General features: G+C 45.1%; 16 protein-coding genes and 1 rRNA gene. 7 read left to right on the forward strand and 10 right to left on the reverse strand.

Annotation, left to right across the window (positions count from 1 at the left end):
- Positions 1-76: ribosomal RNA gene (gene rrf, locus BUB19_RS24845) — 5S ribosomal RNA — on the forward strand; the annotation flags it as partial.
- A gap of 251 nt (positions 77-327) precedes the next feature.
- Here rrf and BUB19_RS17720 read toward each other — a convergent pair.
- The 6 genes from BUB19_RS17720 to BUB19_RS17745 form a co-directional block, all read right to left on the reverse strand.
- On the reverse strand, positions 328-1,440 hold the full coding sequence (locus BUB19_RS17720; protein WP_073096270.1) for a hypothetical protein: 1,113 nt from the start codon (positions 1,438-1,440) through the stop codon (positions 328-330).
- 1,398 nt (positions 1,441-2,838) lie between these two features.
- A complete protein-coding gene (locus BUB19_RS17725; protein WP_073096272.1) occupies positions 2,839-3,294 on the reverse strand; it encodes an Hsp20/alpha crystallin family protein in 456 nt (151 codons plus the stop codon).
- Between the two features lie 177 nt (positions 3,295-3,471).
- Positions 3,472-4,746 (reverse strand): TRAP transporter large permease, encoded by a 1,275-nt coding sequence (locus BUB19_RS17730; protein ID WP_073096274.1) that lies wholly within the window; start codon positions 4,744-4,746, stop codon positions 3,472-3,474.
- Positions 4,743-5,204, reverse strand: coding sequence for a TRAP transporter small permease (locus tag BUB19_RS17735; protein WP_073096276.1), 462 nt, complete (start codon positions 5,202-5,204; stop codon positions 4,743-4,745). Before BUB19_RS17735 ends, BUB19_RS17730 begins: the two co-directional genes overlap by 4 nt.
- Positions 5,201-6,190 (reverse strand): TRAP transporter substrate-binding protein, encoded by a 990-nt coding sequence (locus BUB19_RS17740; protein ID WP_073096470.1) that lies wholly within the window; start codon positions 6,188-6,190, stop codon positions 5,201-5,203. The genes BUB19_RS17735 and BUB19_RS17740 overlap by 4 nt, the downstream gene beginning before the upstream one ends.
- 89 nt (positions 6,191-6,279) lie before the next feature.
- A complete protein-coding gene (locus BUB19_RS17745) occupies positions 6,280-11,544 on the reverse strand; it encodes a lamin tail domain-containing protein (RefSeq protein WP_073096278.1) in 5,265 nt (1,754 codons plus the stop codon).
- Between the two features lie 102 nt (positions 11,545-11,646).
- On the opposite strand from BUB19_RS17745, the gene BUB19_RS17750 reads away from it, so the two are divergent.
- The 6 genes from BUB19_RS17750 (at position 11,647) to BUB19_RS17775 (ending at position 16,975) form a co-directional block, all read left to right on the forward strand.
- Positions 11,647-12,636, forward strand: a complete 990-nt coding sequence (locus BUB19_RS17750; RefSeq protein ID WP_073096280.1) for an aspartate-semialdehyde dehydrogenase — start codon at positions 11,647-11,649, stop codon at positions 12,634-12,636.
- A 33-nt stretch (positions 12,637-12,669) separates the two neighbouring features.
- Positions 12,670-13,824, forward strand: a complete 1,155-nt coding sequence (locus BUB19_RS17755; protein WP_084097458.1) for a THUMP-like domain-containing protein — start codon at positions 12,670-12,672, stop codon at positions 13,822-13,824.
- A 224-nt stretch (positions 13,825-14,048) separates the two neighbouring features.
- Positions 14,049-14,282, forward strand: a complete 234-nt coding sequence (locus BUB19_RS17760) for a hypothetical protein (RefSeq protein WP_073096285.1) — start codon at positions 14,049-14,051, stop codon at positions 14,280-14,282.
- Positions 14,275-14,967: a hypothetical protein gene (locus tag BUB19_RS17765; protein ID WP_073096287.1), complete on the forward strand. Its 693-nt coding sequence runs from the start codon at positions 14,275-14,277 to the stop codon at positions 14,965-14,967. The genes BUB19_RS17760 and BUB19_RS17765 overlap by 8 nt, the downstream gene beginning before the upstream one ends.
- 144 nt (positions 14,968-15,111) lie before the next feature.
- Positions 15,112-15,996: a metallophosphoesterase gene (locus BUB19_RS17770; protein ID WP_073096289.1), complete on the forward strand. Its 885-nt coding sequence runs from the start codon at positions 15,112-15,114 to the stop codon at positions 15,994-15,996.
- 46 nt (positions 15,997-16,042) lie between these two features.
- Entirely contained in the window at positions 16,043-16,975 is a 933-nt protein-coding gene (locus tag BUB19_RS17775) for a sugar phosphate isomerase/epimerase family protein (protein WP_084097460.1), read from the forward strand.
- A gap of 65 nt (positions 16,976-17,040) precedes the next feature.
- Here BUB19_RS17775 and BUB19_RS17780 read toward each other — a convergent pair whose 3' ends face one another.
- The 4 genes from BUB19_RS17780 to BUB19_RS17795 form a co-directional block, all read right to left on the reverse strand.
- Complete coding sequence (locus tag BUB19_RS17780; RefSeq protein ID WP_073096291.1) at positions 17,041-17,235, reverse strand: hypothetical protein; 195 nt, start codon at positions 17,233-17,235, stop codon at positions 17,041-17,043.
- 101 nt (positions 17,236-17,336) lie between these two features.
- Entirely contained in the window at positions 17,337-20,300 is a 2,964-nt protein-coding gene (infB, locus tag BUB19_RS17785) for a translation initiation factor IF-2 (protein WP_073096293.1), read from the reverse strand.
- A 71-nt stretch (positions 20,301-20,371) separates the two neighbouring features.
- Positions 20,372-21,616: a transcription termination factor NusA gene (gene nusA / locus BUB19_RS17790; protein WP_073096295.1), complete on the reverse strand. Its 1,245-nt coding sequence runs from the start codon at positions 21,614-21,616 to the stop codon at positions 20,372-20,374.
- Positions 21,617-21,621: 5 nt separating this feature from the next.
- Positions 21,622-22,092 (reverse strand): ribosome maturation factor RimP, encoded by a 471-nt coding sequence (locus BUB19_RS17795; RefSeq protein ID WP_073096296.1) that lies wholly within the window; start codon positions 22,090-22,092, stop codon positions 21,622-21,624.
- Positions 22,093-22,214: the final 122 nt, after the last annotated feature.

Consider the following 22,214-nt stretch of genomic DNA (forward strand, 5'->3'; position numbering starts at 1 on the left):
TCCCGAACAGAGAAGTTAAGCCCTGCAGCGCCGATGGTACTGGGGTTACACCCGGGAGAGTAGGTCGCCGCCTCATTTATTCAAAAGCCCTTTGGATCACACCAGAAGGGCTTTTTTTATGCCCTGGGGCGAAGTAAATGTTCACCACAGATTACGCAGATTCGCACAGATAGTATTTAGGAAAGGAGTCCGAAAGACACCACGGATAGCACAGATTTTCACAGATAGAATTTGAGTGTCAATGCAAAACCCCTCATATGTTCATCTATGCCTTATGTGGTTCCCTTTTTTTATAATATAAGTGATATACCAAATTTTTAATTAACCTTATTTTTCAATCAGGCTAAATTTATAAAAATCCAAATTTTCTGCCTCGGTGGCAGGAAAATAGGAATTCATATAAAACTGACCGTCTAGCAGAAATGGATTGCGTAGCATGCGATCACTATTTTTTCCAAGGGAACTTTCCATTAGTTTTTTTCCATCTGTGTCAAATACGGACAAGTAACCAATGTTATTCATTGAATTCTCTTCATTAATGTCAATATGAAACCTGAAAATCTTATCGTTTTCAAAATCAATCAGCGGAACATCGAAGCTTGTAAATAGTGTATTTCCAATTTGAGTTGTGCCTGTTGATTCCGGTGGCGAGAAATTTGTTCCATTTTCTATCTTTAAATCCAGGCTACTCATCGTGCTATTTGCCAGATTGTACATGAAAACTTTAGATGAAAATCCGAAGCCAAACACAATGTGGTTGTCTGTAATGTTGTACTTAGGCCTTTCGTGTTGCGCATAAGTTGAATTGGGTTGTGTTTTAAACTCTTCGGGAAAAAAAATATCAAGTGGTATTAATTCGACCCGCAGGTTTTCATCAATCCTCATTTTTACAAATAAGGGATATTCCGGGTAATCCGCCTTCATTTGTAGATTTGGGCGGAATACCTGTAACACATATTCATTTTGATTGATAATCGGTACATGCGACATTGAACTTGTTATATATAAGTCGTCTTCGTATTTGTCACCGAATAGGTTGCTTAGTTTGCTTAATATATCTATTTTTTTAATCGTTTCTCCAGAATTATTGATGATGTAATAAGAAGGGAATGATTCAATTAAAAAGGTGCTGTCACTCAGGGGGAAGAAATCATTTATACCGCTGGAAATAGAATTGGGCCCATCACCTGTTTTAATGGTAATTTTCCTGATAAATTTGGTTTCCACCGGGTTGGTAATGACAATATTTTTAAACCGATCCAGGAATAAATGTTGGGGACTATCTGTATTTTCGATTGAAAATAAGGAAAAAACAGGGGACACAATCGTGTCCCCAAAAGCGATAGATTTTTTCTCTACTTCGAGATCATAATCTGGCGCTTGCCGTAAATCTCCCGGGTTACATGCAGTAAATACCAATAGGAGTGCAATGAATTTCATGTGTTAATATTTGTTTTAAGCGGTCAGATGCCTGCCTGTCGGCAGACAGGGAATCTCGCATGATTTATAATCATCCCACTGTGTGACGGGTACGTCACGCTCGATTCCATGAGTTGGTGCAGGAAGAGTTGGGTCCATGACTATATTCCAATTATACTGCTCGCCATTACAAGTATCATAAACTGTTATATTCGCTATTAATTTCATTCCCACTATATTATTGGTTTAAATTAATAAAATATTTGTTAAGAAGAAATCTGGTAAGCGATGTTTCCCGTGAATGGTAGGTTTTTTCCTACGATTGTTCACCATGGGAAGTCGGCAAGTAGCTGAACAGATAGGTAAAGAAGCCGCGCCTGGCATCTCCGCTAGCTGATTGGTTGACAGGTTGTTTTTTTTCGAACTGTAGCATCGCATGCTCTTTGGTAAACGCCAAAAGGTTTTTTTAGGGCCGGGAGCAAAGGAAATTCTCACCACAGATAGTACAGATTCGCACAGATTGAATTTGAGTATCAATGCAAAAATCCCTTATATGTTCTTCTATACCTTATGTGGTTCTTTTTTTAAACCATATAAGACATATAAGGAAATATAAGGGTTAGGGCACGAGCGGGAGAAATCCCAGCAAATTGGTGGCCATCCGAGGGTATAAGAAATAGTCATTAAGGATTTTATCCAACCAGAATAGGATCCGAAGAACCCCTTATATGTTCTTCTCTGCCTTATGTGGTTCCCTTTTTTTACCATATAAGGACACATAAATATATCGTAACCCCTTCCATGTCCTTATTTTCCTTATGTGGTTCTTTTTTCAAACCATATAAGACATATAAGGAAATATAAGGGTTAGGGCACGAGCGGGAGAAATCCCAGCAAATTGGTAGCCATCCGGGGGTGTAAGAAATAGTCATTAAGGATTTTATCCAACCTGAATAGGATCCGAAGAACCCCTTATATGTTCTTCTATGCCTTATATGGTTCCTTTTTTTTACCATATAAGGACACATAAATATATCGTAACCCCTTCCATGTCCTTATTTTCCTTATGTGGTTCTTTTTTCAAACCATATAAGACATATAAGGAAATATAAGGGTTAGGGCACGAGCGGGAGAAATCCCAGCAAATTGGTAGCCATCCGGGGGTGTAAGAAATAGTCATTAAGGATTTTATCCAACCTGAATAGGATCCGAAGAACCCCTTATATGTTCTTCTATGCCTTATATGGTTCCTTTTTTTTAAACCATATAAGTGGTATAAGGGCATATTAGGCTTAGACCACAAAGAAAAAAATCTGTGGAAATCTGGGTTCATCTGTGGTGAATCCTTCAGCGAAATAATTGAAAATAAAATAGCCTCCCTAATAAGAGAGGCTATCTGATCAATTCCCGGATTTTTATTTACCCTACAGTAATTTGCTTTACCTTATTCTGGATTTCCTTTTTGGGTATGCTGACCAAAAGAATGCCATCCTTGTACTGGGCATTGATGTTGTCAATGTCCGCTTTCTCTTCAGGTAGGAAAAAGGACCTTTGGAAGGATTCATAATGAAACTCCCTTCTGGTTACCTGATCTGTTTCTTCCTGAGCTTCGGATTTCTTTTCTGAAGCGATCACCAGGTGCTCATTTTCATAAGAGATGTTGAAATCTTCTTTTTTCAGACCGGGAACGGCCAGTTCCAACAGGTAATTTTTATCATTTTCTTTGATATTGACTGCCGGTACGCTGGCTTTGAAACGGCTCAGGGGAGCACCCAGGTCAAATGCCGAAGGCATGTCGAATAACCTGTCAAACAAATTGTCAAAGGCAGGTACCTGGGATCTTTTTCCGTTGTTTGCTACTTTCATCAGTGTCATGGCTATAATAGTTTTTGGTTTTACAATGCTTTTTTCTTCTTGAAAAACAAACCAAATGCCATTTTTAAAATAGCTATAAACAACTGAAAATTAAGACAATAAGTCATAGGGGAGCTCTAAAATAAGTCAAATTGTCTAATTAAATTTTGAAATAATGCCAAAATGTCAATACTGTAATCAGTCGTAAAATAGCCCTGGAAGCCACAGGCTGATTTCGGGAATGTAGGTGAGCAGCATCAGTACTCCCAAACTGACCAATAAAAATGGGAATCCTGCCCTGGCAATTTTTTCTATGGAAACCTGCCCTATACTGGAGGCCACAAACAGGCACACCCCCACAGGAGGTGTAGTCAGGCCAATGACCAGATTAAAAACCATGATGATGGCAAATTGTACAGGATCCACACCTACCTGCATGGCTACTCCCAGCAGAACAGGAAAAAGGATTAAAAGTGCTGCTATGGTTTCCATAAATGCCCCTATAAAAATCAGGAGCAAATTGATCAATAGCAATAAGATCCATTTGTTTTCGGTGAGTTCCAGCAGGCTGTTGGCGATCAAAAGGGGCAGTTCCTCCACCGTCATGATCCAGGCAAAGAGGTTCGCAAAACCTACCAGTACCATCAATGCTGCAGTGGTTTTGGCCGATTGCAGCAAAATGGCTGGTATCATCTTCAATTTCAACTCCCTGTAAACCCAAAGACCGATGGCAACAGCATAAATGACCGCAACTATAGAAGCTTCAGTGGGAGTGAAAACCCCGCCAATAATGCCAAAAAGAATTACAAAAGTCATCATGATCGCCCAAAATGCTTGTATAAAGCTTTTGAATATTACCCTTAGAGGTTGTTTGTTGCTTTTGGGGTATTTCTTCTTCACGGCAATAAGGTAGGTAGTCAGCATAAAGCCCAGACCCAGCAGCAAACCAGGGACAATTCCGGCTACGAATAATTTTCCTACAGATAAACCCGTCAATGTAGCCGCAATGATCATGGGAAGGCTGGGAGGAATAACCGGTCCTATGGTGGAAGATGAGGCGGTTACGGCACAGGAAAAGGGAGCATCATACCCCTCTTTTTTCATGGCAGGGATCATGACTGAACCTATACTGGCAGTATCGGCTATGGCCGTACCGGAGATGCCTCCAAATAGCATAGAGGCCCCTACATTGGCCAGGCCCAGTCCTCCTCTGATATGTCCCAGGAGGGCATTGCAAAAATTGATGATCCTTTGGGTGATTCCGCTGGCATTCATCAGGTTGCCAGCCAGGATAAAACCTGGAATGCTGAGTAAGACAAACACATCTATGCCGGCATACATCTTTTGAGGAATGACCATCAATGGAATATCGCTAAAGATCAGGTAGGTGAAAGCGGAAATCCCCAGGGCAAAAGCGATAGGGAAACCCAGGATCAGTAAAATCAGGAACACCAGAAAAAGCAAAACGGTCATTTGATCTTCTTTAATAGTTCAAAAACACTATACAGACCCACAAAAAAACCCATAATGGCCATAGCACCATACATAAAGGCCATGTTGAGATGGAGCGAAGGAGATTTTTGTAAGGTGACGATATCCATCAGGGGGAGACTAAACGCGAATTGGGTAAACATCAGACAACTGATCAACACCAGGATAAAAACCTCCATTTTGGATTTTGTCTTAGGAGACAGCCTGTCCAGTAGCGTATTGACACTCACATAGCCATTGTCTTTTACAGCAAGGGCGGCACCGATGCTAACGAGGTAGATAAAACAAAACCGGGCCAACTCCTCCGTCCAGTTTGGTGACCAGGGGAGCGCATATCTGGCTACAACCTGCAGTACCACCACCGCAATCATCATGACAAAACTCAGGTTCAGGAAAAACCCCAGAATTTTGTCCAATAGGGGAAAATGGGTCTTGATCATTCTACCTGCTGGATTCTGTTTAACAAATCGATCTGATCGGCATCAAAAGCTTCCATTACTGCCCTGTTGGCGGCCTTCCGGAATGCTTCTTTGTCCACTTCTATGAATTCCATGCCCTGGTCCAAAAGGAATTGGTAATCTTTCTTCTCCTGCACCAGAAACAACTCATGCTCATACTCCTGCATCACCGCAGCAGCTTCATCAATGACTTGCTGAAGGTCAGGCGGCAGGATTTCGTACTTTTTATTGCTCATCACCACATAGGCCCAGCTTTTCACATGTTCGGTCAGCATGCAATATTTTTGCACCTCGTACAATCCCGCATCCTTGATCAAAGCGAATGGGTTTTCCTGACCATGTATGGTAGATTGTTGCAATGCGGTAAATACTTCCGAAAAGGCCATGGGAGTAGGTTTTGCACCCAGGGCACTCCAGGTATCTACGTACAGCGAGACAGCCGGCACCCGCAGGATCATTCCCTGCAGCTCCTCCGGATGCCGGATGGGGCGGTTAGCCGTAAGGTTGCGGGCTCCTCTTTCAAACCAGGCGATGGGTCTGAATCCGGCAACGTCCAGAATATGTTGCTCTATCTCTTCTCCAAGGGGGCCACCGGCTACCTTTTTCAGGTGATCGGAATCGCGGATGGCAAAGGGGGTGGCACACAAAATGGATTTGGGCAGGCTCCAGCTCTGAAGGGATTCTCCGGTGATCATGATATCGGCACTGCCTACAAGGAGTCCGGTAAGGACATCCATTTCTTTCCCCAGTTGTTCATTGGGATAGACTTTTACTTCCAGCCGGCCATTGGATCTTTTCTTCACTTCCTCGGCAAACTTCAGGCTGGCCTGGTGCCAGCCATGTTGGCTGTTGGCCAGGTGACCAAATCTCAGTACATATTCGGGTTTGTTTTTTCCTCCATCGCTACAGCCCGTTACTGTCAGCGCTATTAAAAATAGGAATAAGTGCAAAGCAAATTTTGGGTGCATTGTTTTTGACATCAAAACCATTGTGCCGGGTTATGGCTTTTCAAATTGCTTTCAAAGTACAAAAAAATTCGGCCACAGCCTTTTCTTTTCTAAAATTTAGCCCCGACCACCACGGTTTTTCTGATCTGCAGGACCTTACCGTCCGGGTGGAACAATTCACAGGAAACAATATAGTAACCCGCATTGACTTTTTCTCCCCTTTCGTTGGTACCATCCCAGGTGTAAAAACCACTGCTACCCCATATCTCATTTTGACACAGCTCCCTGATGGGTATACCTGTAGGTGAAAATATCCTTAAAGTGGCCTGGTAGCCGGGCCTTTCCATTTTGTAGGAAATGGTAGTAAATGGCTGTTCCCCCGTCGCTTGTGGTACAAATACCTCAGGTGAAAGGTGAATGCCCCAGTCCTGTGAGGGATCGTCAAAAACCTGTGAATTTCTGAACCCCGGACTTGCATGGCCTACATGAGCGCTTGCCGAATGCCAGTTTTCGGGATCATTGACCGGTGACATTACAGAGTATCTTTCCAGCGAGATGCCCTTTACATCCCTCAGAAATCCATGGTGCATGCTTTCATCATAATCCAACCTTTCTTCCCAAAGCTCTCCAGGGTCCAGCAATACTACCGAACCGGAACGGATGGGGAAGCTGGGCAACGACATCTCCCAGAAATTTTCTCTATTGGCAGTGGGATATTGTGTTGCGAGTTTTTCCCTGTCCGTGGTGAGTACCAGGTAGCTGAAGGGGTCCATGATCAGATCCTCACCCGATATCACCCTTCTATTGGCGGTTTCCCCGTCTACTTTATTGGCCAACTTCCAGTTTTTCAGATTCAATATCTTTGGCGAGTTGTTGTACACTTCTACAAATTTTGGCGCTCCTGCCGGGGGATTAAACAAGACCTCATTCAGCAGCAGGTCTCCTTCCTCGGCGGGCACAGGAATTTTGATCCAGGCATGGTTGGCTTCGGTAGCTATGGCATTGCCCGCACAATCTCTCCAGGAAATAACACGCAGTTCATAAGCCTGATTTTCCTGCAGTTCCGATTCCAGGACGATGACCCATTGGTATTGATTGGTGGGGTCGGGGTAGGAATCCAGTATGTGTACTGCGGGCCTCAATTGAAATTCGCTGGTGGAATTATTGACTCCGGCAGGCTTTGAAAATTTGAGCAACAGTTGATTTCCCTCTCGGGGAATTGCAGAAAGGAGTTTCGGGGCCTGCCGATCAGGGCTATCGTCAAATGCACTGTTTTTTGCTCCGGGAGTACCTCTGCGTTCACTGCTCGATGGGGCATAGTTTTCAGGTGATTGGCAGGGATTAAATGGGTTGATCAGCTCCAGGCTGAAACCATTACCGGCAATTTCTCCTCCCAGGGGCATGGAGGGATCATAAATCAGGCGGTCTACCAGATCTCCCTGGCTGTTGTAGAGAGACATTTCATCGCCGCCATTGAGTATCGTTGGCCAATGCCGCAGACCCAATACCTGACCGAAGGGGGCAAAAGCTTTTTTCATCCCTTCCGGACAGAGAATCAGGTACTCACCGGCAGCCAGTGTCTCCCTGGGCAGGCTGGTTTCACTCCGTGAGTTGGCAACTTTCATTCCGCCCAAATGGAAGGATTTGTCCGTAGGATTGTAGATTTCAATGTATTCGCTTTCCGGAAGTGGATTGCCAGACCTGGGTGCCGGCATGATTTCATTGATGACCAGCTCTCTAAACGAGGGTATTTCTGGCGGCTGATAGCTGAAGGCCATGGATTGATGGGTTATTGCATGGCCATCCAGGTCCTCCAATGAGTGGATTTCCAATACAATTTCCTGACCGCTTTCCCAACCACTCTCGAAGGTAAGCAGTACCTCCTTTCCCTCGTTCTCCAGAATGACTTCACCTGGAGAAATGCCCTCAATTGCATAAAATTCCGGAACCAGGGCCAAAACGGGATTCAACGCTTTATCGAAATAGAGAAGTAGACGATTTCCAGGCAAGGGTACTACGGCCTGCAACTCAGGAGGGAAGGGGTCCCATTCCAGCTGCCTGAGACTTCCCGACATGAGGCTTCCGTTTGCAGCGTTCCGGGGAGGTATTTTTAAAGTCCATAGGCTACCGGAGGTTAAAGGCTCATCGATGATCAATTGAATCTGGTTGGGTTGACTTTTATTGAGCAGCGAGACTACGCTCCGTTCATCTTCCAGAAGACGAAACTCCCCTTCCCAGAAATTGGCTGTATCTAAAGGTTGGAGCTGATTGATCAGGACTAACTGTGGATGTTCAACCCAGAGGTCATAAATACCGTCAATATAGAGCAACCGCGTCTGAAAGGGCAAACCATTCGCGCCGTTTTTTGCCAGGATAGGCTGAATGAACACTGAGAGGCTGTCGTTTAGCTGAAGCGGCTCCGCCAACCGAATTTTTGCCTGGTATGTGTTTTCCATCAGCAATACATGCTCTGCCTGGGTATCGCTAATACGATAATTTTCAGGAAAAAGCAAGGTCGCCGGATCCGGATAACCCGTGAAAGTTACCATGAGGTGTTGCTCGTCCCAGATTTCTACTGCGCCGACGCTCATATATTCATTGCCAATAGTTGTACTGATAGCTGAAGCAGTTTCTCCGCTTATAGCCCGGACCTTGGGAATCATCACTCTGAGCTGCTTGTCCAGGAGCGGATTTTGAGAGTGGATGGTCAGCTTGAGCCGATCCTCTGAAAGGTAAGCCTCCTGAGCAAGACTTGCGGCTACCCAGACCGAATCGGGCTTTTCAATGGCTTTGGTCCAGACCAATTCAATCACAAAAGGAGACCTTAGAAAGGCCGTATCGATTGCGGGAGCCAGGGTGTCCCAGGTAAAATCCCGGTGGATGCTTCGGCTCATTTCGGCTCCGTAGAGATCCCGGAGCTGATGCACACTGAGCCGGTATGCGCTGCCCGTAGTCCAGGCTGAATCAAATTCAAGACTTACCTGGCTGGAATGGGGCATGGATAGTTTGGAGGGATGGCCTACTCCCCCATCTACTTTGTATAGCTGAGGTATCAGCGCCCATTTCTGATCCAATGCCTTATTGAAAGTCAGTAGTAGGCTGTTGGCCGAGGGGACTTCTAACTCACTGATATTGATGTTGCGGGTATCCCAGACAAATTCCTTGCTCAACGAAATTCGCTCCCGCCCGTCTGGATCTCTCATGCCGGTAATTTCTAACTTGAGTTGTTGATCAGGGGGGAAGTCTCTGTCAAACACCAAAAGAAAGGCATCTGCTTCTTCTTCAACGGGTAATATTTGTTCCGGGCGCAAGGCTTCAGGTCCCAGTTGGTAATTTTCGGGATCCAGCGTGCTGTTTGGCGCTAACGCGGTATTGAACGCAATCATCAGCATATTTGGAGAAGAGAAAAAGACACTGTCCACGACGTCCTCCCAATAGAAGGAGATGGTATCAGCAATGAAATAGTTGCCATACTGGTCCGCCAGGCTATCGGCGACCAACAGGTAGTCCTTGCCTAATTGGAGAGGGGTATCCAGTTGCATCCGCAGCTTATTGAGCGCGGTTTTCTCTACACTGGCGACAAGGATTTTGGTGGAGTCATCCAGAAACCTGAAATTTTCCGGCTGAATGGTTGGTGACAACGCCTCATCAAATACCCACAAGATTTCGTCTTCATTGATCCCCCATATGCGCTCAGATTGGGGTGGCGTGACATCATATACGAAGGCAATTTCCTCGGTAGAAAGATCGACGCCAAAGCAATCAAACATGCTACCCACTTGCAGTTGATAATGTTGGTTGGATTCCATTGCGCCTGGCAGCTCCAGTAGTAGCGTATTGTCTGTATAAGCCAGAACCTGTAATTTTTCACCCGAAAGGTAAAATTTCGGCATAGGACTAAGCGTCTCTGGTAAGGGCTTGGAAAAAGTCAGTTGGAGCTGATTGGCTGTAATTGGCCTTAGCCCGGTGATCTCAAAGGGACGACTATCTGCCAGCTCGCTGAAAATAGAATTTTGCTGTCCGGGTGTTCCCCCTTTTGAGTCGACGGAAGCATTCCAGTTGTAGGCATTGCTGCAGGCCTGAAAAGGGTTGATCCTTTCCAGCGCCCAGCCTCCCCGGGATTTTTCCGGATCCCGGTAGTGGGCAACAGCATAAAAAAGGCTGTCAACCAGCATTCCAAAACCATCCCGGATAGTAATTGTACCAGAACTGTTGTTGAGATTCGGGAAAGCGTCTATGGCTGCAGTCTCGCCAAATTGCTCAAATAGCGTTTTATTGTCTGCCGAACAGAGGATAACATGGGAAAGCGGATCCATTGTTACTTCTTCGACCCGCCGACCGTTCAGGGAAAAGTTCTTCAGCAAAAGCGGTTTTTCGGTACGGTTAAAAAGCTCAATGTACTCTGCACTGGATTGATCGGGTAATACTGGATCTGGAGGAACCAGTCCTTTGGGATTGGGGTCAGCCATGACTTCATTGATGATGAGGCTGGCTTGAGGAGTCGGACTGGACAGCTCAAATACATACTTCCAATCTTCATACAGCTTCTCTTCCTTCAGTCCGGCTATCCGTTCAATTGTTAGTGTGTAGCGGTTGGCATAGAGGTAATCGTCAAACTCCAGTAGTAATTTATCGGGTTCTACCAGATTGGTGCTCAGGGGAGTACCATACAGGTTGTCGAGAAAAATATTCCCGGTAGGGAGTTCGATTTCCTGATTGAAATGCAGCAGCAGGTAATTGCTTTCCCTCACTTCAACTTCATTTACCGCCAGCGCTAGAAGCTGAGTTTGCTGCTCCCTAATCGAGAAATCATCGATAAACAAACGGGCTGCCGTCCCGTTGCCAGCTCCATAGTTGACTTCCAGTCGTATCCATACCTGTTCCAGGTTTCGAAAAGGCTCCGGAATCACCGGGTAAAAAGGGGCATAAGGTGTGTCTGCATTTGGAAAGGTTGTGGCATCTCCAATGGGGATTCTTTCAGAAAACCCCAGCTCCGGATTTGCTGAAAGAGAGAGGAATAAGCTGACTGGCCTATCGCCCGACCCGTTTTTTCCGGTCCTGGCATAGAAGGAAATTATAGGGTTTTGTAACCCTGCAGTCGATGTTTTTATGTAAATTTGCGCATTGAAACTGCCGGTGGACTGAATTCCCAGGGCATTGGACTGATTCAGTCCCTCTCCGGTGGCCTGAAAGACCCGGCTTGTGCCTGTACTAAGCTCGTTGGCGGACCAGCCAGGCAAAAATTCTTCAGGATGGTTGCTGATGGTAAAATTGCTTTCGAAATCCTGAACTAACAAGGTTTCGGTTTCAGGCGAATGCGCAAAACCTAGTATGGCAAAAGCAATGAAACTCCATACAGAAAAGATGGCTTTCACTGAATGAATATAACTAAAAGTATATAAAATAAGTATTCTTAAATAAAAAATGTTTTTCTGATCACAAAGCAGGAAAACAGAACCGGTCAAAATTTAATCGACATGAAGTTAGCCGTAGTAGGAGCCACCGGACTGGTAGGCTCAGAGATTCTTGAGGTGCTGGAAGAGCACAATTTTCCTTTTGATGAATTGTTGTTGGTCGCCTCCGAGCGGTCGGCAGGGAAGAAAATTACTTTTAAGGGGAAGGAATATACGGTAATTGGCCTCAAGCAGGCCGTAGCAGAAAAACCGGACATTGCCATTTTTTCTGCGGGAGGCAATACTTCCAAAGAATGGGCTCCTTTGTTTGCTGAAGCCGGTACCATAGTGATTGACAACTCATCGGCCTGGAGAATGGACCCCAGTAAAAAATTGGTAGTTCCCGAAATCAATGGTAAAGTCCTTCGGATTGATGACCGCATCATTGCCAATCCCAATTGTTCCACCATACAGATGGTACTGGCCCTGGCGCCTCTCAGGGAAAAATATGGGATCAAGCGGATAGTGGTATCTACCTATCAGTCCGTAACCGGTACAGGTAAAGATGCCGTGGACCAGATGATGGCCGAAAGAAAGGGTGAGGAAGCCACTATGGTTTATCCCTATAAAATTGATTTGAATGTACTGCCGCATATAGACGTTTTTCAAGAGAATGGCTATACCAAGGAAGAGATGAAGATGATCAATGAGACCAAGAAAATCTTTGGTGACGACAGCATTCAGGTGACCGCAACGGCGGTCCGGATTCCGGTCATGGGTGGGCATTCAGAGTCAGTCAACGTGGAGTTTCATAAGGATTTTGACCTGGATGAGGTAAAGCGTTTGTTGTCCAATACGCCAGGAGTGGTGCTGGAGGATGATCCGGCCAATAACGTGTACCCCATGCCGCTGAATGCGCACAAGAAGGATGAGGTATTTGTGGGTAGGTTGCGCAGGGACGATACCCAGCCCAATACGCTCAACATGTGGATTGTGGCGGACAACCTGAGGAAAGGTGCTGCTACCAATGCGGTGCAGATTGCCGAATACCTGATGGAACACAGCATGGCCTAGGTGGAGCTGGAAGCCACATATCATCCACGCCTGATGCAATTTGTGCAGGATCATTTCAATGAAGATCCTGCACAATTGCTTTTGAGGCATAAGGAGATCCCGGGCCTGGACATCAAGGCTGCTGCCCGGCAGATTGCCATGCGGCAAAAATCCAGACAAAAACTGCCTTCCTGGTCGGCTAACCCTTCCCTGATTTTTCCACCGGCACTCTCTATGGAGCAATGCTCCTCAGAGGTTACGGCCCGGTATAAAAGCAGTTTGTTTCATGGAAATACCCTGGCTGACCTCACCGGTGGCTTTGGGGTGGATACTGTTTATCTGGGAGAAAACTTTACTCAGCTCACCTATATAGAGCAACAGGATGAATTGGTGGAACTGGCCAGGCATAACCTCCCCCAACTTTTGAATAACCGGCAATTGAGGATTATCCACCAGGATGGTATCGCTTTTCTCCAACAAACCAGGGAAAAATTTGACCTGCTCTTCGTGGATCCTGCGAGAAGAGGAAAAGGCAACCAAAAGTTGTACCGGCTACAGGACCTGGAACCGGATGTAGTGGAGAATTGGACCTTGCTACAGAAGAAGTCGGCCAATATCCTGATCAAGGCCTCCCCCATGCTGGACATCAGCATGGCCAGCCGGGAATTGCCTGGTATCTCAGAAATCCATGTATTAAGTGTAAAAAACGAGGTCAGGGAATTGTTGCTTGTGCACAATGGCTCGCATCAGCCCCTGAAAATTATGGCCGTGGAAATCAATGGTCAGGACCAAAGTGTTTTTTCTTTTTCCCCGGAAGAAGAGCTCAATGCAGCACCCGCATTTTCCTTTCCCCAAAAATACCTGGTCATTCCCTATGCCGGTATATTGAAAGCAGGAGCATTTAAAAGTTTTGCGGTCAGGCAGGGATTGGCCAAACTACACCCTCACACCCATGTATACACCACCGATCAATTTCCGGAGGCCGTTCCGGGGAGGGTATTCGAGGTGTTGGAGGAAATCAAAGCGGACAGGAAATCAATAAAAAAGCTTTATCCGGAGGGGTTGGTCCATGTAATTTCACGAAATCACCCCTTAAAGGCAGACGCATTCAAAAAGAAATTCCGGCTAAGAGATGGGGGAGATGAATTTTTGCTTGCAGTCAGGCTAATGAATGAAAAGACGGGGGTTTGGCGGTGCAGGCTGGTTTGATGTGCTGATTTGCTGATGTGTGGATGTGCTGATTGTTGATGATGCAATGATTGGATGGTTTGATGATTTGATTTTGTGCACAAAAACAGTCCTGCCTGCCAAGACAGTAAACTCCTATCTAAATTCATGAAAATCATTTTGAAAGTGGATGTTTTAAGCTTATCAGGATCATTTTTCGTAAAATACTTGAAATGATTAATTTTCCTTTTTAAATTAAAGGAGATATGATTAAAGAAATTAAAAAATATTACAAAGAGTTGAGAGATACTGATTTGAAGCGAATAAAAGTAACTTCAAGCGGTGATTTTTATATGACGAGTGAGGACCTTTTTAATGACAAGAAAGAATCGGCCAATCTGATCCAATCCCTGACTAAATCTGTACAAGATTACAAAGAGAAGGCTATTCAAAAAAGGATTAGTGAGGAGTCCCGACCCCATTCCAAGGGAAATGCCTAGATTTGATCTTTTATTGCTTCCTTTATTAGGTGGTTATTGGTTCTTGAATTTATTCTATTACACAAAATATTATCATCAACGAATTGAAAGACAAAGACTAATTTTTAATTCTTCTATTGTTGCTGTTTTTATTTCGGGTATTGGTTTTTTATTGGATTCAATTTTAGAGAAATATTTTTTTGGTATACGAGAATTTTTGGGTCATCTGATTCCGTTTGATTGTAATGGTTTTAATCAATCCCTTTTAATTTTCGGGATATCACCTATTTTGGCATTCTTGCTGAATATAACGCTACCTAAAAGTTTTCTTTTTCAATTGATTTTGAAAAGTAGAGGGGATCAATTGGAAAGAATATTCTGGGAATCTTTAAAACAAAAAGAAGATAAAAATAAGCTGCTGATGGTAACAACCAACAATAATAAGGTTTACGTTGGTTTTGTAAATAACATCCAAAAACCAATCGGAGACAACTATGTTGGAATTTTACCCTATTTTAGTGGGTATAGAGATAAAGACACGCAAGAACTGGTTATTACAACCGATTATTTTTCAATTATTGATAAAATGGTTGAAGAGGGGAAGGAAAAAATGATTGATAGCAAAATTGGAGTTACATTACATAAATCAAGCATTCTATTTGTTTCAAAATTTGATCAAGAGGTATTTGATAGATTCAATTCTTAAAAGCCCGGGGTTAAGTATTATTTAATGAATAGTTTGCTATCACCCAATTCAAGTTGGTAACGTGTTTAAAATATTCATTATCAAACGGTTTTAGTGTAGAAGCAATAATAGAAATTGGTTAATTGTCAATTCAAAACGCCTCACATGTTCGACATCATCGGCGACATTCACGGGTACAGTGATCAATTGCTGGTATTGCTCAGGAAGCTGGGGTACAGGATGGAAGGAGGGGCCTTTTGCCATCCGGCCAGGACCGTACTTTTTTTAGGAGACTATATCAATAAAGGACCAAAAATCAAAGCAACGCTGAAAATCGTAAAGGCCATGTCAGACAAGGGTTCGGCCATCGCTTTGATGGGTAATCATGAGTTCAATGCCATTTGGGACCTGTTTCGACTCGAAGATGAAAGCCTGCCGGCAGACCATTCTTTCCAGTGGGAAGACAGCCTTTTGGCATTTGATAATAATTGGCAAGAATTCAAATACTACGTAGATTGGTTTAAAAACCTGCCTCTTTTTTATGAAAACGACTATTTCCGTGCTGTTCATGCCTGTTGGGACTCTGGGCATATCGCTCTTTTAAGGGAAAAACTAGCTGGAAAAGCACTTACGGGAGAGTTGATCACAAAAACACCTGAATGTAACAGGGCACTTGCAGAGACGCTCAATGGAAAGGAGTTGGCATTGCCCATAAATCTTTCTATTCAGGATGGAAACTTAGCAGAAGTAAGCAGGATCAGGTACAAATGGTGGGAGGATCCCGCGCAAATGAGCTATAAAGATTTCAGTGTTGACCCGGTGGATTTGCCCGACCTTGCTCTGGACCTGTCACTGATAAATGACAGGCAATATTATGGGGGAGGAGAAAAGCCTGTGTTTTTTGGCCATTATGGACGGGCCGGATTTTCTTCCATTATCCGGCATAATGTGTGTTGCCTGGATTTCGGAATGGCCAATGGAGGATACCTGGCAGCTTACCGAATGGATCAAAGTATGAATTTGTCCAATGGGAAGCTGGTGTATGTATGAAGGTTTTTTTTCTTTATCTTACCTGTGTGAACCAATAAACCTGAAAATGAATCGAAGAAACTTCACCAGGAAAACCGCGATGGGTCTGGCCATGGCCGGAATATCACCTTACCTTACAGCTTTTGGTGCTTCACAAGGAAGCGTCAGACTCGGAGGCCCCATATACCAAAACTACCAGTCTCCGGAAGACTGGGTAGCGGCCGTTCGAAATAAAAACTACAGGGCAGCCTACTGTCCGGTAAGTCTGGATGCCGGAAGCGATGAAGTCCGGGCTTTTGAAGCTGCGGCCAAAAAAGCAGATATCGTCATTGCGGAGGTCGGGGCCTGGAGCAACCCCATCAGCCCGGACAAGGACATGGCCCGGGAGGCCTTTGAAAAGTGTACCCGATCCCTGCAACTTGCAGAAAGCATTGGCGCCAACTGCTGTGTCAATATCAGCGGCTCAAAGAATACAGATCACTGGGCCGGACCACACAAGGATAACCTAACCTCCGACACCTTTGACCAGATTGTAGAGGTTACCAGAAAAATCATCGATGAAGTGCAGCCCAAAAGGACTTACTTTGCACTGGAACCCATGCCCTGGGCTTTTCCGGACTCGGCAGACAGCTACCTGGACCTGATCCGGGCCATAGACAGAAAGGCCTTTGGCGTACACATGGATCCCATGAACCTGATCATCACGCCAAATCTATATTACGGCAATGCAGCAATGATACAATCCTGTTTTAAAAAGCTCGGACCCCATATCCGGAGTTGCCATGCCAAGGACATACAAATAAGGGAAGATTATTACATGCCCCAGTTTACGGAAGTACGGCCAGGCCTCGGGGTATTGGATTATCAGGTGTTTCTTCAGGAGCTGAGCCAGCTTTCAGACATTCCCCTTATGATGGAGCACCTCAGCTCTGCCGAAGAATATGACCTGGCAGCAAGGTATATCCGTTTAGCGGGGCAGAAAATCGGAATTACGGTTTAATCTTCCAGAATTTTCTATTCCCATTTAATGCAAAATACCTATCGTCATCCCGATTGCTGCGTTTTTTAAAAGGTTAATTCCCCTAATGACAGCAGACTCAGGAACAGCAGCAATGCAGGGACACCATAATATTGCAAGACCATAAGGCGGTTGCAGCGCTGCATGAACCAGAGTACCAGTACGGGGCGAATAAACCCCAGTATCAGGCCAAGACCCGCCAGCAGGAATAAGATTTTCAGACTTGCGATAAGGATTTCCATAAGGCAAAAAAAGGACAGCCTGCAGCTGTCCTTTATCAATAAATTAGCATAATCTTGACACCGGCAAAACCAGTACAGGCTCATCTGAAGTTTGGAATGCCTTACTTTTTGCGCTTGACTTCTTCCATTTTATAGCCCTCAAAAGTATCACCGACCTGGATGTCGTTGAACCCTTTGATAGAAACGCCACATTCATAACCATATTTGACTTCGTTCACGTCATCTTTGAAACGTTTAAGGGCGCTGATTTCACCTTCATGGATCACGATACCATCTCTGATTACCCTGATTTTATTCTTTCGCTGGATGTACCCATCGGTCACATAGCAACCCGCGACGGTACCCACTTTCGAAATTTTAAATACCTCTCTGACTTCGATATTTCCGGTAATGACTTCTTCGAATTCAGGTTCCAGCATGCCTTCGATGGCATCCTTGATCTGGTTGATGGCATCATAGATAATGGAATAATGCCGGATTTCAATTTCCTCTTGCTCAGCGAGCCGCTTGGCGTTGGCGGACGGCCTTACCTGAAATCCTAGTATAATGGCGTCTGAGGCAGAAGCCAGCAATACATCTGATTCAGAAATCTGGCCCACTCCCTGGTGAATGATGCTTACTTTCACTTCATCTTTTGAAAGTTTGAGAAGTGAATCAGACAGGGCCTCTACGGAACCATCCACATCCCCTTTGATGATGATGTTGAGTTCTTTAAAGCTACCTATAGCCAGTCTTCGACCAATCTCATCCAGCGTGATGTGTTTTTTGGTACGGAGACTTTGTTCTCTTTGTATTTGTTCTCTTGAATTGGCAATTTCTCTCGCTTCCCGCTCCGAGTCGTACACTTTGAACACATCTCCTGCCTGAGGTGCACCACTTAAGCCCAAGACCTGTACAGGAGTGGAGGGACCGGCAGCTTCTACCTTCTGACCCAGATGGTCAAACATGGCCTTTACCCGGCCATAATGCTGCCCCGCAAGAATGGTGTCACCCACTCGCAGCGTGCCTGCCTGCACCATGATCGTGGTCACGTAGCCTCTTCCCTTGTCCAGGGAAGCTTCCACTACAGTACCGACAGCATTTTTATTCGGGTTGGCTTTGAGTTCGAGGATTTCAGACTCCAATAGTACCTTTTCCAAAAGATCATCTATCCCCTGCCCACTTTTGGCTGAAATTTCCTGGGACTGGTATTTTCCTCCCCAATCTTCCACCAATAAGTTCATATTGGCCAATTCCTCCCGGATCTTGTCAGGGTTGGCATTCGGTTTATCTACCTTGTTGATGGCAAATATCATGGGCACACCTGCCACCTGTGCGTGGTTGATGGCCTCTTTGGTTTGTGGCATCACATTGTCATCAGCGGCAATTACGATGATGGCGACATCAGTAATCTTGGCACCCCGGGCACGCATCGCGGTAAAGGCTTCGTGACCAGGTGTATCCAGGAAGGCAATTTTATGACCTGTGGAGGTTTCCACGTCATATGCGCCGATATGCTGGGTAATCCCTCCAGCCTCGCCGTGGGTCACCTTGGAGCGTCTGATATAATCCAGCAAAGAAGTCTTCCCGTGATCCACATGTCCCATGATGGTTACGATGGGAGCTCGTTCTACCATTTCCTCCGGATCTTCCTCTACCTTGATCTCGGCTTCCTCTTCGTCGGATTTGGTAAACTCAACATCATAATTAAACTCATCGGCGATAATGGTGATGGCCTCTGCATCCAGTCGCTGGTTAATAGACACAAACATGCCCAGGCTCATACAAACGGATATTACTTCGTTGACGGAAACGTCCATCAGTGATGCCAGGTCATTGGCAGAGATAAACTCTGTTACTTTGAGCAGTTTGCTTTCCTCAGGAGTATCGCTGACTTCCTTCGATCTTTCAGAGCGCTTGTCTCTGCGGTTCTTGCCTTTTCCCCCCGCTTTACCGCCACCCTGCAGTCTGGCGAGGGTTTGTTTGATTTGATCCTGAATCTCTTTCTGGGTAGGCTCTTCTTTCTGGAACCTTGCATTTCCCGGCCTTCCTCCCGGCCGGGCGGCGCCTTTGTTGCCGCCTTTTCTGGCACCCTGACCGGGACCTTTTCCTCCCGCTCCTGCGGCACCAGGGCGGGCGCCCTCAGCTCCTCTGGCAGACCTGTTGTCAATGCGTTTCCTGGGTCGTTTTTTCTTTTCTTTGTTGCGCTCATCCGATGAGGCCACCGGTTTGCTTTTCTTTTTGGATTTGTCCTTCGGGAGTTCTATTTTTCCGAGGACGGTAAGGCCTTTTAAAGAATCTGCTCTTGCAGAAATCACGCGATCCTCTGATTTCCCAGCTTCGGTTTCGGTAGCCTCTCCTGACCCTTCTCCTTCAGCAGCTTCTTTCGTGTCAGCAGGCTTTTCTGCGGCCGGTTTTTCAGTTTCAGCAGGCTTTTCTGCAGCCGTTTTTTCTTCTCCGTTGTCCGGGCTCTGCTGGGGCTCTGGCTTCTGTTCTTCCTTCGCCGGAGCTTCAGCCTTTTCTTTTTCTGCCGGCTTAGCGGGTTCCTCCCGGCTGCCGGATTCTTCTTTCGTTATTTCCTTCTCTGCATCCTTTTGAGGAGTATCCGCAAAAGGCTCCTTAGGGGCTACTTTATCGTCAGATTTCTTATCTTCGGCTTCTGCCTTGGTGCTTTTACCCTCCAGATCGATTTTTCCTACTACTTTAATGCCTTGTAGCTTAGGGGCTTCCGTAGAAATTTTTCCGGTATCTTTATCAGATTGTTTTTTCTCTTCTTTAGCTGCTGCGGCAGGTTTTTCAGGTTCAGGCTTTTTGATTTCCTTCTCTGGCTCAGACTCAGATTCAGCGCGTATGGTAAAATTCTCATTGTGTCTTTTACCAATTGACAGATGGGAGGCCTCTTCCTTCTCCTGAGCAGAAGACCTGAACTCTTTGGCAAGCATATTGAAATGCTCCAAACTGATCTTAGAGTTCGGGTTACTTTCTACCTCAAAGCCCTTCTTCGCCATGGACTCAACAATGGTGGCTACACCCACATTGAGCTTTCTGGCTACCTGGCCTAATCGCATCATTTTTTCTTCTGACATACTAATACCTATTCCTGTACTTTAATATAATGCAAATATAAAGGGGATAACGAATTATCTATCGTTATTTGCTATTCAAATTCCTGTTTTAATATTTTAAATACATCATCAATCGTTTCTTCTTCCAATTCAGTTCTCCTCAAAAGGTCTTCCCTTGTAAGCGCCAGGACGCTTTTTGCAGTATCCAGGCCGGTTTTCTTGAGCTCCTCAATTACCCAACCTTCAATTTCATCAGAAAATTCGGACAAGTCTACATCTTCCTCGTCTTCATTACCTGATGTTTCCCGGAAAACATCAATCTCATAGCCGACCAGTCTACTGGCCAATCTGATATTGAAGCCTCCTTTACCGATGGCAAGAGACACCTGATCCGGTTTTAGATAAACCGAAATCCTTTTTTCCTCTTCATTTACCTGAAGGGAAGAAACCTTTGCCGGACTCAATGCCCTGGAAACATACAAGTCCAGGTTGTCCGTATAATTGATGACATCAATATTTTCGTTCTGCAGTTCGCGGACTACAGCGTGAATCCTGCTCCCCTTCATACCTACGCAAGCTCCTACCGGATCGATGCGATCGTCGTACGATTCTACGGCAACTTTGGCACGCTCTCCCGGCTCCCGCACGATTTTCTTTATGGTGATCAGGCCGTCATATACTTCAGGAACTTCGTTTTCAAACAGCCTTTCCAGAAAAATAGGAGAGGTCCTGGACAAAACGATCCTGGGATTGCCATTGATCATTTCCACTTTGTGAACGATGGCCCTTACCTGGTCACCCTTCCGGAACCGATCCTTTGGGATCTGCTCTGATTTGGGCATGATCAGCTCATTGCCTTCACCATCCATCAAAAGCACTTCCCTGCCAAGGATCTGGTATACTTCGGCATTGATGATCTCACCTACCAATTCTTCATATTGCTGAAACAGCAAATCTTTTTCAAGGTCTTTGATCCGTTGTATCAGGGTTTGCCTGGCCATCATCACCGCCCTTCTTCCGAAATCTTCCAATTCGATCTTTTCATAGGTTTCTTCTCCTATTTCGAAATCAGGCTCAATTTTTCTCGCCTCTGACAAACTTATTTTGTCATAATCCCAGATGTCCTCAGAGTTGTCATCCACAATTTCCCTGATCCTTACAATCTCCAGATCCCCCTTATCAGCATTGATGATGACATCAAAGTTTTCATCTGTTTCGTACTTTTTCCGAATCATTGCCCTAAATACATCTTCAAGAATGCGGATCATCGTCGGTCGGTCCACATTTTTTGATCTTGCAAACTCTGCAAATGATTCAATCAGAACTTTAGCATCCATTGTTTTTATTTGAAAGAGACTAATACTATAGATTTCCTAATTTGGTCAAAAGGCAAATTCAGACTTTCCTCAACGGCCTTTTTTCCTTTTTCTTTTTTCTTCGTCAAAAGCGAAATTCCCCTTTGATCTACTGCTGTCAATTTGCCCTCTATCGTCTGATCGTTGGCAAGCACTACCATGAGGCTTCTACCAATATTTTTCTGGTATTGTCGTCGGAAGCTCAGTGGAAAATCTACCCCCGGTGAAGAGACCTCCATGACGTATGCGGTATCCATGAGTTCCTTGGCCTCAATTTCTTCTCCCACTGCCCTGCTTACCAGGGCACAAGTGTCAATATTGATGCCATGGTCAGCATCAATCAGGATTTTCAGCGATTTTTTAGGGCCTTTCTCAACGATCTGAATATCCACCACAAAGTGGCTGCTATCCGGGAGGTGCTTATCCACTATTTCCGCTATCGTTTGCCTCATATTCATATCTTTTTGCTTACTTGCTCCAGACTTTGCTCCCAAAATGATTCATAATGAAAGAGGGGACTGCATGTCCCCTCTTGTTTCATTAACTAATTCAAGCACAAATGTAATAAAATTATTTTCCT

Origin of the sequence: Cyclobacterium lianum (genome assembly GCF_900143075.1) — a bacterium.
Classification (GTDB): domain Bacteria; phylum Bacteroidota; class Bacteroidia; order Cytophagales; family Cyclobacteriaceae; genus Cyclobacterium; species Cyclobacterium lianum.